This is a genomic window from Xanthomonas cucurbitae (assembly GCF_002939885.1).
GTDB lineage: Bacteria > Pseudomonadota > Gammaproteobacteria > Xanthomonadales > Xanthomonadaceae > Xanthomonas > Xanthomonas cucurbitae.
The window spans coordinates 158,851-171,954 of the sequence record NZ_MDED01000003.1 but is presented as its reverse complement, the minus strand read 5'-3'; the positions used below and the strand labels follow the sequence as shown (position 1 = coordinate 171,954).

The 13,104-nt window shown below is 63.3% G+C and carries 10 protein-coding genes and 1 pseudogene; 8 read left to right on the top strand and 3 right to left on the bottom strand.

Annotated features, from left to right (window positions below; translation table 11 throughout):
- Both XcuCFBP2542_RS03075 and XcuCFBP2542_RS03070 read right to left on the bottom strand, forming a co-directional pair.
- Positions 1 to 297, bottom strand: coding sequence for a helix-turn-helix transcriptional regulator (locus tag XcuCFBP2542_RS03075; RefSeq protein ID WP_104602151.1), 297 nt, complete (start codon positions 295 to 297; stop codon positions 1 to 3).
- A gap of 316 nt (positions 298 to 613) precedes the next feature.
- Positions 614 to 1,798: a tyrosine-type recombinase/integrase gene (locus XcuCFBP2542_RS03070; protein WP_104602150.1), complete on the bottom strand. Its 1,185-nt coding sequence runs from the start codon at positions 1,796 to 1,798 to the stop codon at positions 614 to 616.
- Positions 1,799 to 2,374: 576 nt separating this feature from the next.
- Here XcuCFBP2542_RS03070 and cyoA point away from each other — a divergent pair.
- From cyoA to XcuCFBP2542_RS03030, 8 genes and pseudogenes are all read left to right on the top strand, one after another.
- Positions 2,375 to 3,313: a ubiquinol oxidase subunit II gene (cyoA, locus tag XcuCFBP2542_RS03065; protein ID WP_104602149.1), complete on the top strand. Its 939-nt coding sequence runs from the start codon at positions 2,375 to 2,377 to the stop codon at positions 3,311 to 3,313.
- Positions 3,313 to 5,313, top strand: a complete 2,001-nt coding sequence (gene cyoB / locus XcuCFBP2542_RS03060; protein ID WP_104602148.1) for a cytochrome o ubiquinol oxidase subunit I — start codon at positions 3,313 to 3,315, stop codon at positions 5,311 to 5,313. The genes cyoA and cyoB overlap by 1 nt, the downstream gene beginning before the upstream one ends.
- Positions 5,310 to 5,942: a cytochrome o ubiquinol oxidase subunit III gene (gene cyoC, locus XcuCFBP2542_RS03055; RefSeq protein ID WP_211292967.1), complete on the top strand. Its 633-nt coding sequence runs from the start codon at positions 5,310 to 5,312 to the stop codon at positions 5,940 to 5,942. The genes cyoB and cyoC overlap by 4 nt, the downstream gene beginning before the upstream one ends.
- A complete protein-coding gene (gene cyoD / locus XcuCFBP2542_RS03050; RefSeq protein WP_104602147.1) occupies positions 5,942 to 6,277 on the top strand; it encodes a cytochrome o ubiquinol oxidase subunit IV in 336 nt (111 codons plus the stop codon). Before cyoC ends, cyoD begins: the two co-directional genes overlap by 1 nt.
- Before the next feature lie 155 nt (positions 6,278 to 6,432).
- Positions 6,433 to 8,313: a M61 family metallopeptidase gene (locus XcuCFBP2542_RS03045; protein ID WP_158251429.1), complete on the top strand. Its 1,881-nt coding sequence runs from the start codon at positions 6,433 to 6,435 to the stop codon at positions 8,311 to 8,313.
- Between the two features lie 522 nt (positions 8,314 to 8,835).
- Positions 8,836 to 10,122 carry an aminotransferase class I/II-fold pyridoxal phosphate-dependent enzyme gene (locus XcuCFBP2542_RS03040; RefSeq protein WP_249027599.1) on the top strand — a complete coding sequence of 429 codons (1,287 nt, stop codon included), beginning with the start codon at positions 8,836 to 8,838 and terminating at the stop codon, positions 10,120 to 10,122.
- A 128-nt stretch (positions 10,123 to 10,250) separates the two neighbouring features.
- The gene (gene radA / locus XcuCFBP2542_RS03035) at positions 10,251 to 11,642 is read left to right on the top strand and encodes a DNA repair protein RadA (protein WP_104602145.1); all 1,392 of its coding nucleotides are present in this window, start codon (positions 10,251 to 10,253) and stop codon (positions 11,640 to 11,642) included.
- A gap of 33 nt (positions 11,643 to 11,675) precedes the next feature.
- Positions 11,676 to 11,774 (top strand): annotated as a pseudogene (locus tag XcuCFBP2542_RS03030) (DUF805 domain-containing protein); the annotation flags it as partial.
- A gap of 173 nt (positions 11,775 to 11,947) precedes the next feature.
- Here XcuCFBP2542_RS03030 and XcuCFBP2542_RS03025 read toward each other — a convergent pair.
- Entirely contained in the window at positions 11,948 to 12,733 is a 786-nt protein-coding gene (locus XcuCFBP2542_RS03025) for a response regulator transcription factor (RefSeq protein ID WP_104602144.1), read from the bottom strand.
- Positions 12,734 to 13,104 lie beyond the last annotated feature (371 nt).

Below are 13,104 nucleotides of genomic sequence, written 5' to 3'. Positions count from 1 at the left end.
TCAGCCCTCCGCGTTGGCGGTGCGTGCGGCGAGCATCGCCGTTGCGGCGCGCCGGACGCCTTCGCCCATCGGCTGGCCCTTCGCGTAGTCGCGCAGGTCGCCCAGCTTGTAGCGGATCAGCTTCGGCCCGACTCGGGTGAACGTCGGGCCGCCGCCCTGGCAGCGATACCAAGCCAACGTCCCGTACTTCAGGCGCAGGAAGGCCGCCGCCTCCTGGGCGGTCAGCAGCGAGTCGTCGGGGAGTGCGTGGAGCTCGGCGAGCTCCGCGGGGGAGAACTTCTTGGGTTCGTAGGCCATCTTCTGGACTCCGTGCAGGTGCGATCCCCGCACGGCGACGTGCCTTGCGGGGACTGCCTGCTTTGCGTCGCAGAGATGGACCCGTTTGCTCCCCTCAGTCGGCGGGGCGGGTCTCGGTCTTGTAGGCCACCGAAAGCCTGGCGTCGGCGGCTGGTGGCGCCGACGAATCAAATACTGCCAGAGGCGCGCTCACGTTAATACCAGCATTGCGCCCGGACTCCCCGGTGTGTCCGTGTCGTCCGGTTCGGTCCTGGCTGCTCGGTATCAGGCCGCTCGGCCCCGGACACGACACGGGCCGCCTGGTGAGGCCGTGCGGCTATTCCTTGAGCCTCGGCGGCCACTGTCCCGGTTCGTGCTCGAGGCCGAGCTGTTCGAGGATGTATCGCGACGCCGTCTCCTGGTGCTTGCGCAGGTGCTCGGGGCCGACATGGATGTAGCCCATCGTGACGTTGCTCGCCGCGTGGTTGAGCAGGTACTTCAGCTCAAGCAGCGGGACGCCCGCCTGCACGGCCAGCGTGGCGAACGTATGCCGCAGGGCGTGGCCCGTCAGTCCGTCCAACTCGTGCTGCGCGACCTCGGCGACGTGACCCGACTTCGACTCTGCGGGGAATAGCCACGGCGTCTTTCTGTGCAGCCGAGGGTTCTCCTCGACCCGGTGGCCGAGCAGGTCGGCGAGCGGCCCAGACAGCGGCAGGTCGAACGCTCTGGTCGATCCGCCCTTGGGCTTGGGCACGTGCAGGCGCCCGGAGGCGAGGTCCAGGTCCGAGGCGCGGGCCTCGCAGGCCGACGTGCGCCGCATGCCCGTGAGCACCATGAAGAGGTGCAGGTCGCGCCGCACCGGGTGGAGGCCGAGCACCGCCTTGCCCCACGCCCTGAGCCTGTCCGCCGGGGCGTCCACCTTGCGGCGCCGCAGCCCGTGGTAGTCAACGTTCCCGCAGGGGTTCGGCGGCAGGTCCGGGTGCTCCCGCAGACCCCGGTTGTACACGGCCCGGAAGATGCGGAAGGCGTTGTCCGCCGAGGGTGCGCCGTGCCGATCGGTGATCCGGCGGTGCCTGTCGCGCACGCCCGAGCGGTCCGCGCCGAGCTCGGCCAACGGACGGTCGAGCCAGTCGGACAGGTACTGCTCGCAGTTGTAGCGGTAGTCGTCCTTGGTCCTCGGGGACAGCGGCTTGGCCGCCAGGTGGAGGTCGAGCGCCTCGCGCAGGGTGATCCCGCGCGCACGCGCCCGTCGGCGCTCCTCGTTCGGGTTGACCCCGCCGCGCATGCCGACCAGCGTCTGCCGGGCGGCGTCGCGGGCCTGCTTGGCGTCCATCGCCGGGTGGTCGCCCAGCTTCGTCCTGACCTGGCGGCCGTTGACGAGGGACTGCACGTAGAAGCTGCGCTTGGTGGCGGTGACGATGAGGTAGAACCCCCTCATCTCGGTGTCAGCGTATAGGACCGACTTGCCCGGCTCGGGCCGGGGCGCCCTTTCGACGAGGGACTGGGTGATCTTCGACTTCATGCTGGCTCCGTGAGTGGCGGGGCCACGGCACGGACACGGTTTCGCACCACAAGGTGCCGTGTTCAGACGCGCCGTAAGTGCCCCTGAAGCCTCATTAGGTCGCGGTTTTCCCTTGCTGTAAGCGCACTTAGGCCATCTGATACCAAATCATGGCAAACTGCGCACGCAGCGATTCGTAATGCGTAGGTCGTAGGTTCGATTCCTATTTCCGGCACCAGCACGCTCGCACCGGGTCGGCCCTTGGCCGGCCCGGTTGCGTTTTGCCAGGCGTGTAGTCAATCCGCGCCGTCGCTGCGCCTGTGCGCAGGTCACTTTCAGATCGTTGCGGGCAGGTGCCAGGGCGCACTGCGACGTTTGCCTGCGCTGCGACAACATGTCGCACAACGTTGCACGTATTTTATTGCGGCAGATCATTGCCAATGGGTTTCGTGCAGGTGCAGCAAAGTTTAAAATTAGGCAGCTAACCCGTGTCTTCGGTCTGCGCGGCGCCTTCCATCCAAAAAGCGCAGCCGTGGACAAGTCCCCCCACCGGATACGACGAACGAGGCTGGCGTTCCTTCGCACTTGGATCGACCGATGATTCCGCTGAAACATCTCGGGCGTTTACTTCGTCCAGGCCTGATGTTGCCGTTCCTGCTGCTGGCAGGCTGCAACTCGGCCATCCTCAATCCGAAAGGCCAGATCGGCCACGACGAGAAGCAGTTGCTCATCACCTCGGTGGTGCTGATGCTGATCGTGGTCATCCCGGTGATCGTGATGACGATTGCGTTCGCGTGGAAGTATCGCGCTTCCAACACCAAGGCCCGCTATGAGCCGGACTGGTCGCACTCCACCGCCATCGAAGTGGTGGTGTGGTCGATCCCGTGCGTCATCATCCTGGTGCTGGCGGTGCTGACCTGGCGCTCGTCGCACGCGCTGGACCCGTACCGGCCGCTGGATTCGGACGTCAAGCCGATCAACATCGAAGCGGTGTCGCTGGACTGGAAGTGGATGTTCATCTATCCCGACCAGAACATCGCTACCGTCAACGAAATCGCGTTTCCGGTGCATACGCCGCTGAACTTCAAGATCACCTCCGACACGGTGATGAACTCGTTCTTCATTCCGCACCTGGGCACCATGATCTACGCCATGGCGGGCATGGAAACCAAGCTGCATCTGGTGGCCGACGAGCCGGGCGAGTACTTCGGCCTGTCCACCAACTACAGCGGCCACGGCTTCTCGAAGATGAGCTTCAAGGCGCATGCGCTCGACCAGGCCGGCTTCGAGGCGTGGGTGGCCAAGGTCAAGGCGTCGCCGACCGCATTGAACGCAGCCGAATACCAGGTGCTGGCGGCCAATCGCAACGACAAGGAACAGTATCCGGTCACCTACTACTCGTCGGTGCAGGAGGGCATGTTCCGCGCGCTGGTCGACAAATACATGAATGGTCCGGGCCATAACAAGGGCAACCACGGCGACCATCAGGCACCGGCTGCAGAGCCGGTCGCCATGTGCACTTCCGGAGACAAGTGATGCTAGGCAAACTTACGATCGAGGCAGTTCCGTACCACGAGCCGATCATCATGGTCGCGCTGGGTGGTGCCGGCCTGCTCGGCCTGCTCATCGCGGGCGCCCTCACCAAGTACAAGCTGTGGGGCTACCTGTGGAAGGAGTGGTTCACCTCGGTGGATCACAAGCGCATCGGTGTGATGTACATCATCGTGGCGCTGGTCATGCTGCTGCGCGGCTTTGCCGATGCGGCGATGATGCGCGCCCAGCAGGCGCTGGCCGGTAACGGTGGCGAAGGCGTGCTGCCGCCGCACCACTACGACCAGATCTTTACCGCGCACGGCGTCATCATGATCTTCTTCATGGCCATGCCGTTCATGACCGGCCTGTTGAACCTGATCGTGCCGTTGCAGATCGGTGCGCGCGACGTGGCGTTCCCGTTCCTGAACTCGCTGAGCTTCTGGCTGTTCGTGGCCGGCGCGGCGTTGATCAACATCTCGCTGGGCGTGGGTGAATTCGCGCAGACCGGCTGGCTGGCGTATCCGCCGTTGTCGGGGCTGGAATACAGTCCGGGCGTCGGGGTGGACTACTACATCTGGGCGTTGCAGATCTCCGGGTTGGGCACCTTGCTGACCGGCGTGAACTTCTTCGTGACGATCATGCGCATGCGTGCGCCGGGCATGACCTTGATGCGCATGCCGATCTTCACCTGGACTGCGCTGATTACCAACATCCTGATCATCGCCGCGTTCCCGATCCTGACCGTGGCGCTGGCGTTGCTGGGTGCCGACCGCTACCTGGGCACGCACTTCTTCACCAACGACGGTGGCGGCAACGCCATGATGTACGTCAACCTGATCTGGATCTGGGGTCACCCGGAGGTCTACATCCTGATCCTGCCGGCGTTTGGCATCTTCTCCGAGTTGATCGCCACCTACAGCCGCAAGCGCCTGTTCGGCTATACCTCGATGGTGTACGCGACCTCGTGCATCGGCGTGCTGTCGTTCGTGGTGTGGTTGCACCACTTCTTTACCATGGGCTCGGGTGCCAACGTCAATGCCTTCTTCGGCATCACGACGATGATCATCTCGATCCCGACCGGCGTGAAGATCTTCAACTGGTTGTTCACCATGTTCCGCGGCCGCGTGCACATGACCTCGCCGGTGCTGTGGACGATCGGCTTCATCATCACCTTCACCATCGGCGGCATGACCGGCGTGATGCTGGCGATTCCGGCCGTGGACTTCGTGCTGCACAACAGCCTGTTCCTGATCGCGCACTTCCATAACGTCATCATCGGCGGCGTGGTGTTCGGTTACCTGGCAGGCCTGACCTATTGGTTCCCCAAGGCGTTCGGCTTCAAGCTCAACGAGAAGCTGGGCAAGGCCTCGTTCTGGTGCTGGATCGTGGGTTTCTTCGTGGCCTTCATGCCGCTGTACGTGCTCGGTTTCATGGGCATGACCCGGCGCATGAACACCTACAACCACCCGGAGTGGGCGCCGTGGCTGTACGTCGCTGCGGTGGGTGCGGCGATCATCGGCATGGGCATCTTCCTGAACCTGGTGCAGATCGGCTACAGCGTGTGGAAGCGCAAGGAGCACATGGACTACACCGGCGATCCGTGGGATGGCCGCACGCTGGAATGGGCGACCTCCTCGCCGCCGCCGTTCTACAACTTCGCCGTGCTGCCGCACATCGACGACCGCGATCAGTTCTGGGCCGACAAGCAGAACGGCAAGGGCTGGGTGCGTCCGTCCAAGTACGAAGCCATCCACATGCCGCGCAACACCGGTGCGGGCGTGTACATGGGTGCCTTCAGCGTGCTGCTGGGCTTCGGCCTGACCTGGCACATCTGGTGGCTGGCCATCGTCGGCCTGGTGGGCATGATCGGCAGCTTCATTGCGCGCACCTTCGATAACGACATCGATTACTGGGTGCCGGCCGAAGAAGTGGAGCGGATCGAGAACGCACGCTTTGCCCTGCTCGAACAGCAACAGGCGGCGCAGCCCGCGAAGGTGGTATGACCATGGCTTCCTCGACCACGCTTGACCACGCCGCCCACGCGGGTGGCCACGATCACGACCACGAACATCACGACGCCGGTGGCAACACCGTCTTCGGGTTCTGGGTCTACCTGATGAGCGACTGCCTGCTGTTCGCCGGCCTGTTCGCCACCTACGCGGTGCTGTCCGGCGCCACGGTGGACGGGCCGACGGCCAAGGAGCTGTTCGATCTCAAGTTCGTCCTGGTGGAAACCTTCCTGCTGTTGTTCAGCAGCCTGAGCTTCGGCTTTGCGATGATCGCCGCGCACAAGCGCAAGATGGGCGGCCTGTATGGTTGGCTGGCCGTCACCGCGCTGCTGGGCATCGGTTTTTTGTGCATGGAAATCTGGGAGTTCAACCACCTGATCCATGAAGGCGCAGGCCCGGGTCGCAGCGCGTTCCTGTCGGCGTTCTTCACCCTGGTGGGGACTCACGGCCTGCACGTTGCCTCGGGCCTGCTGTGGATGGCGGTGCTGGTGATCCAGATCTCCAGGCACGGCCTGACCGCGCGCAACAGCACGCGCCTGGCGTGCCTGAGCCTGTTCTGGCACTTCCTGGACATCATCTGGATCGGTGTGTTCACCGTCGTCTATCTGCTGGGAGCGCTGTAATGGCCAATCACCACCACACCGAAAATACCGCCGATGCACATGCTGGCGGTCTCAAGTCCTACCTGATCGGCTTCGTCATGGCGGTGATCCTGACCGTCATTCCGTTCGCGATGGTGATGAGCGGCGCGTTCTCCAAGGGCGTGACCGTGGTCGTGATCTCGCTGATGGCGGCGGTGCAGATGCTGGTGCACATGGTCTATTTCCTGCACATGGACCGCTCGCCGGAGCAGCGTTCCAACGTCCAGGTGGGCCTGTTCTCGTTGCTCATCATCGGCATCGTGATCGTCGGCTCGCTGTGGGTGTTGCACAACATGAACGTCAATATGATGCATTGAGACGGCTGCCGGCCGGACCCCAAAAAGCCCCCATCGCCTGGCGGCTTTTTTGGATGCACGATTTCGTGGGTGGCATGACCAATGGCATGCGGGCAGGCGCCCGTTGCCGCTTAGCATCGTGGGCTTGCCTGTTCCAGGTCCCCTGCGGAGTTGCGATGAAGATGCCCACCCTGTTGTCCGTGTCGCTGCTGGCGGCGTTGTCCTTGCCGGCGGCGGCGCAAACCGCGCCGCCACAGGACGTGCCGTTCGAGGGCACCCTGAAGATCGACGTCGATGCCACCGACCTGGTGCGCCGCATCTTCAAGGTCAGGACCAGCATGCCGGCCAAGCCTGGCCCGATGACGCTGCTGTATCCGCAGTGGATTCCCGGCAATCACTCGCCGACCGGGCCGATCGACAAGCTTGCCGGCCTGGTGGTCAAGGTGGATGGCAAGGTGGTGCCATGGACGCGCGACCAATTCGATGTCTACGCCTTCAAGGTGGATGTGCCGCAGGGCGCCACCGAGCTGACGGCCGAGTTCAAGTTCCTCTCGCCGCAGGCCCCCAACCAGGGCCGGGTGATGATGACCCCGGAAATGCTCAACCTGCAGTGGAACACCACGGCGATCTATCCGGCTGGGTACTTCGCGCGCAACATCAAGGCGCAGGCCAGCGTCACCCTGCCGGCTGGCTGGAGTTATGCCACCGCGCTGGAGACCGATCGCCGCGTGGGCGACACGGTCACTTTCAAGCCGATCGATTTCGACGATCTGGTCGACTCGCCGATGTTTGCCGGCAAGTACTACAAGCGGGTGGAGCTGAGCGCCGGCAAGCAGCCGGTCTATCTCAACGTGTTCGCCGACGAGGCCAAGGCGCTGGAGGCCAAGCCCGAGCAGATCAAGGCGCACGCGGCGCTGGTGCAGCAGATGGACAAGCTGTATGGCGCGCGCCATTTCGATCATTACGAATTCCTGTTGGCGCTGACCAAGAAGCTGGGTGGCATCGGCCTGGAGCACCACCGCTCCAGCGAAAACAGCGGCCCGACCAATTACTTCACCGAGTGGGACAAGAGCTGGACCGGACGCGATCTTCTCGCGCACGAATTCAACCACTCCTGGAACGGCAAGTACCGCCGCGGCGCCGACCTGGCAACGCCCAATTTCAATGTGCCCATGGGCGACAGTTTGCTGTGGCTGTACGAGGGGCAGACCCAGTTTTGGGGCGAGGTGATGGCAGCGCGTTCGGGCTTGTGGACGCAGGAGCAGGCGCGCGACATGCTGGCCGGCGTGGCTGCAACCTATGAGCGCGGTCGCCCGGGCATGGCCTGGCGCACGGTGCAGGACACCACCAACGACCCCACCATGTCGCTGCGCCGGCCCAAGGCCTACCGCAGCTATCAGATGTCGGAAGACTATTATTCCGGCGGGCAGATGATGTGGCTGGAGGTGGACAGCAAGCTGCGTGCACTGACCAACAACAAGCGCTCGATCGACGACTTCGGCAAGGCCTTCTTCGGCATGAAGAACGGCGACTGGGACGTCAACCCGTACACCTTCGACGACATCGTCGCCACTCTCAACGGCGTGGCTGCCTACGACTGGGCCAGCCTGTTGCGCAGCCGCATGGACGGGCATGGTTCCTTGAATGGAGGGATCGAGGCCAATGGCTGGAAGCTGGTCTATACCGACGAGCCGAACCTGGTCATCAAGAACTACGAGAGTAACGAGAACGACGTGAGCCTGACCTACTCGATCGGCTTGTCGCTGGAAAGCTCGGGCGAGATCAACGAGGTGCTATGGGACAGCCCGGCATTCAATGCGGGGCTGGTCGGCGGCAACACCATCGCGGCCGTCAACGGCCGCGCGTTCGGGGGCGAGGTCATCAAGGACGCGATCAAGGCCGCAAAGGGCACCACGTCGCCGATCGAGCTGCTGGTCAAGCGTGGCGATCGCTACGAGACCGTCCGTCTCGATTACCACGGCGGCTTGCTGTATCCGCATCTGGAGCGTATCGCCGGCAAGCCGGATCGGTTGAGCGAGTTGTACCGGGCACGGTGATGGGCAGGCGCCGGCTTGCGCCTGTCCAAGTCGGCGCTTGCAGCGTGGTGGTCGTTGTCATGTGTGTTGTTTGCCGGGCAGTCGTCCACTGAGTCTGCCACTGTCGGGCATGCCGCATGTTTGCATCCGAGATGTCGCTGCGGGCAGTCAATGCCCGTAGCAGGTGCGGTTGCCGTTTGCGGTGTAACACGGCGCTGAGGTGGCAGTAGTTGGACCAAGCGCAGTGCGGGCGACGCGGCCGTCTGCTGGGACGCTAGTGAAGTTGATCTGCCTTGACTTTCAGCTTCAGCCCATAGTTTATATGGATAAATAAATAATACTATTGAATTGTAGGCTAAATGCATTTACTTCATTGCCCTTGAATTACGCAGTATTTACGCTGGCAGACTTAATCCTGGATTGCATCTTTACGCTTGGGGCGCGCAATCTTGTTCGGCTGCAACTGTGTGCAGGCCGATAGCCGGCGATACGGCAAATGTAAGGTGTTCAATGAATTCTGCAGTAGATTGCACGGACTTTGAAATGCCGCGTAGCGGCGAGAACTTCGATCCCGCAGCGCTGTTCGACGGACGTGATTTGACGCTCGCACAACGCGCTGTGTATATCGATACAATGGTGCGACAGGATCGCGCCGATGGGCGGATGCCCTATCACCGCGTGATCGGCTCGGCGGCTGGCCGGGAAGTATTGGTGCATGATCGCGATGGCGTGGGAGTACAGCGATTATTGATGTTTGGTTCCAACAACTATCTGGGACTGGCCACCCATCCTAAGGTGCGCGAGCGGGTGATGCGCGCCATCGATCAATACGGCACCGGCATCGGTGGCCCGCCATTGCTCAATGGATATCTACGCATTACCCGTCAGCTGGAAGAACGCCTGGCGGCGCACAAGCAGCAAGAAGATGCGATGATTTTTTCCAGCGGCTTCAGCGCCAATCTGGCCTTGCCCGGGGCGCTGGCGCGGCGTACCGATTGCATTTACTACGATGAATATTCGCATGCCTCGTTGTTCGATGGCCTGCGGCTTGGTGACATTCCCGCCAAGCGCTTTCCGCACAACGATGTGTCGCGTCTGGAGGCAATGCTGGCAAAGCCCCGCTCCAGTCGACAGGATGTGTTCGTGGCGGTGGAGGGCGTTTATTCAATGGACGGCGATCTGGCACCACTGGACCGCATTGCGCCGCTCTGTCGTCGTTATGGCGCGCTGTTGGTGGTCGACGATGCGCATGGCACCGGCGTTATCGGCGCGCATGGTTGCGGTGCAGGCGAGCACTTCGGCGTGGCCTCGCAGATCGACGTGCTGATGGGTACCTTCAGCAAGGCGCTGGCGGTCAGCGGCGGCTTCGTCTGCGCATCGCGGCCATTGATCGAATATCTACGCTGCATGTCGCGCTCGTACGTGTTTTCTGCGGCACTGCCGCCGCCTACCATCGCGGCGGTGCATGGCGCGCTTGATGTCATTGAAAGCGAGCCTGAGCGCATGCAGGCGTTGCACGACAACGTGGCCTATGCGCTGGCGGCACTCAACGCCTTGCCCTGGGGCTTCACCTTGCATACCGACTCGGCGATCCTGATCGTGCCGACGCCGCCGCAAATGGATATCAGGAGGGCAAGTGCTTATCTGCATGAGCAGGGTCTGTTCATCAATCCCGTGCATTATCCTGCGGTGCCACGCGGCCAGGAACGCTTGCGCATCAGCCTGATGTGCACGCACACGCGTGATGACATCGACCGTCTGGCCGATGGCATCGATGGTCTCTGGCGGCAATACAGCGCCGGTGGCCTCCGCGTGGTCGGCAATTGCTGAGGGCAGCGCGCCGTCGGTTTGGGTGGTCCGACGGCGCGCTGCCGATCCTGTCGCGCGGATCTTCCTACGTCTCGCCGGATGCGACAGCGGCAGACTATGCTGCCGCATTGTCGAACGAGTCAACATCCATGGCGAAGGCGAAAACGGCCTATGTCTGCGGCGAATGCGGCGCCGAATACACCAAGTGGCAGGGGCAGTGCACCGAGTGCGGGGTGTGGAATACGCTCAGCGAAATCGTGCTCGAAAGCGCCACTGCCGGCGGCAAGGCGTCGCCAGCGGCGTCACGGCGCAGCGGCTGGGCTGGCAAGGCCGAGGCGCCCAAAATCACTGCGCTGAAGGATGTACGGCAGACCGAACAGGCGCGCGTGTCCACCGGCATCGGCGAGTTCGATCGCGTGCTGGGCGGCGGGTTGGTCGAAGGCGCGGTGGTGCTGATCGGTGGCGACCCCGGTATCGGTAAATCGACGCTGTTGCTGCAGGCGTTGGCCAGCATGGCCGGCACGCTGCCGGTGCTGTACGTCACCGGCGAGGAATCGCTGGCCCAGGTCGCCGGGCGCGCGGTGCGCCTGGATCTGCCGCTGGAAGGCTTGAATGCATTGGCCGAAACCGGCATCGAACATATCCTGCAGCATGCCAGCGCGGCGCGACCGAAGCTGATCGTGGCCGATTCGGTGCAGACGCTGTGGACCGAATCGCTGACCGCCGCGCCAGGCTCGGTCAGCCAGGTGCGCGAGAGCGCGGCGCGGCTGGTGCGCTTCGCCAAGGAAACCGGCACCGCCGTGTTCCTGGTCGGGCATGTCACCAAGGAGGGCGGCATCGCCGGCCCCCGCGTGCTCGAACACATGGTCGATGCGGTGCTGTATTTCGAAGGTGAGAGCGGCAGTCGGTTCCGCTTGCTGCGTGCCTTCAAGAATCGCTTCGGCGCGGTCAACGAATTGGGCGTGTTTGCGATGGGCGAAAAGGGACTCAAGGAGGTCTCCAACCCGTCGGCAATCTTCCTGTCCGGCGGCAGCACGCAACAGCCGGGCAGCTGCGTGATGGTGACGCGCGAAGGTACCCGGCCGCTGATGGTCGAAGTACAGGCACTGGTGGACGCCTCGCCCTTGTCCAACCCGCGTCGGGTGGCGGTGGGGCTGGAGCAGAACCGGCTGGCGATGCTGCTGGCGGTGCTGCATCGTCATGGCGGCATCGTGGTCGGTGACCAGGACGTGTTCGTCAACGTGGTCGGCGGCATCCGCGTGCAGGAAACCGCCGCCGACCTGCCGGTGCTGCTGGCAGTGCTGTCCTCGCTGCGCGACCGGCCACTGTCGGAAAAAACCATCGCTTTCGGCGAGGTGGGGCTGTCCGGCGAGATCCGCCCGGTGCCCAATGGCGAGGACCGGTTGAAGGAGGCCGCCACGCACGGATTCAAACGCGCCATCGTGCCGCGTGCCAACGCCCCCAAGACCTCCAGCATCAAGGGAATGGAGATCGTCGCGGTCGAGCGGCTGAGCCAGGCGCTGGAGGCGGCGGCGGACTGAGGCCGCCGGGCTGGGGTGGCCTCGCCGGCTCCCTGCGAGGCACCGCACGTGGGCGGCCTTGTCGTGCTGGTATTCATGTGCCTGGAAGGCACGCCGGGGCCGAACGAATACGGCGAAGATCCGAAGCAGTAATACCCGATTGCCTGGGCGAACGGAAACGGCGCAGGGAAGCCTGCGCCGTCTTTCTTTTCACTGGCAACGGCATGCGGCCCGGCAAGGCGCGCCTCACGTCTGTGCTGGAACGACGTCGGTGCTGGAACGGCGTCGGTGCGGCTACGCGGCACCGGACCTGTAGGCCGGCTCGCTCAGCAGGCCGCCGAATGATGCCCCGGGCTCTGGTTGCTGCCCTTGCCGGGTAGCGTTGCATCCTTGTCCTGCAGGGCAAGTTCCAGCTTGTAGCCGTGCGAATACACGGTTCTGATGCGCACCGGGCCAGTGTGATTGCACAGCTGCAATTTCTTGCGCAGCTTGTAGATGTGCTGCTCCATCGTGCGGTCGGTGAATTCGGTATGGCTGCCCCACACGGCCTTGGCCAGCTGACAACGACGAAAGCAGACTCCGGGGCTGGAAAACAGCAGCCAGGCGATCGAAAACTCGCGTGCCGTCAGGACGATCGGCTTGCCGTGCAGGTAGACCGTGTTTTGCTCACGGATCAGGCGATAGGGGCCGACGTTGAGCTGCTGCGCCTGCTCACAGGCGGCAGCCATCGGGGCGGTTGCCAGTGTCGCCCGCACCTGTAGTTCGTGCGAATTAACCGGCAGCGCCAGCACTTCCTGCGCCCCTGCGCGGTACCAGGCCAGGATGTCGTTGGCGCAATCGAAGCGCCCCAGGACGATCAACGGCATCGGGTGATCGCCATGGCATCGCTGCCACGCCAGCACGGAACTCTCGTCGCAGGCCACGCAGGTTGCATCGAAAATCAGCAATTCGCAGGGGGAATGACGCAGGAAGCGCAACAGTTCCAGTTCGTCGGAAAACACCGCGAAGTGCGCAGCCAGGGTGGCCAGGCTGGCGTGGATCTGCGAGGTCAGGCGTGCGTCCTGGCTCAGCAGGAACACCGACCCCTGGGTAACCGGAGGGTTGCCGTGCATCAGGTATCTTCCCCCTGCTCGATCTCGCACAGGACGGGTCCGGCAAACCGACGCCAGGCGCCGGGCGGGAAGGCCGTGCAGACCAGGAACGAGAAGTGCATCGCCATACCATCCAGTTGACAGGGAATGTGTCCGGTCGAACTCGGACGCATTGGTATGTACCATTGCGGGAGTGGAAAGTTTCACTCCCGCGTACTTTTCTTCGGGTTGGAGTCACCGGGCTTTAATGTGCGCTCATGTACGCGTAACGCTACTCTGACCAAACAGGCATGAGCAGTGTGCTGCAGAGGCGGGCAGGTCATTCCGGACGACGAGCGCGGAATCCGACGAAGGTCTGGAAAGGTCTAGACCAATCTATTGCGATTCAGCAG

Coding starts and splice junctions, on each gene's coding strand:
- XcuCFBP2542_RS03025 (WP_104602144.1), bottom strand. CDS start 12,733: ATGCACGGCAACCCTCCGGTTACCCAGGGGTCGGTGTTCCTGCTGAGC.
- cyoB (WP_104602148.1), top strand. CDS start 3,313: ATGCTAGGCAAACTTACGATCGAGGCAGTTCCGTACCACGAGCCGATC.
- XcuCFBP2542_RS03075 (WP_104602151.1), bottom strand. CDS start 297: ATGGCCTACGAACCCAAGAAGTTCTCCCCCGCGGAGCTCGCCGAGCTC.
- XcuCFBP2542_RS03040 (WP_249027599.1), top strand. CDS start 8,836: ATGCCGCGTAGCGGCGAGAACTTCGATCCCGCAGCGCTGTTCGACGGA.
- cyoD (WP_104602147.1), top strand. CDS start 5,942: ATGGCCAATCACCACCACACCGAAAATACCGCCGATGCACATGCTGGC.
- XcuCFBP2542_RS03070 (WP_104602150.1), bottom strand. CDS start 1,798: ATGAAGTCGAAGATCACCCAGTCCCTCGTCGAAAGGGCGCCCCGGCCC.
- radA (WP_104602145.1), top strand. CDS start 10,251: ATGGCGAAGGCGAAAACGGCCTATGTCTGCGGCGAATGCGGCGCCGAA.
- cyoC (WP_211292967.1), top strand. CDS start 5,310: ATGACCATGGCTTCCTCGACCACGCTTGACCACGCCGCCCACGCGGGT.
- XcuCFBP2542_RS03045 (WP_158251429.1), top strand. CDS start 6,433: ATGAAGATGCCCACCCTGTTGTCCGTGTCGCTGCTGGCGGCGTTGTCC.
- cyoA (WP_104602149.1), top strand. CDS start 2,375: ATGATTCCGCTGAAACATCTCGGGCGTTTACTTCGTCCAGGCCTGATG.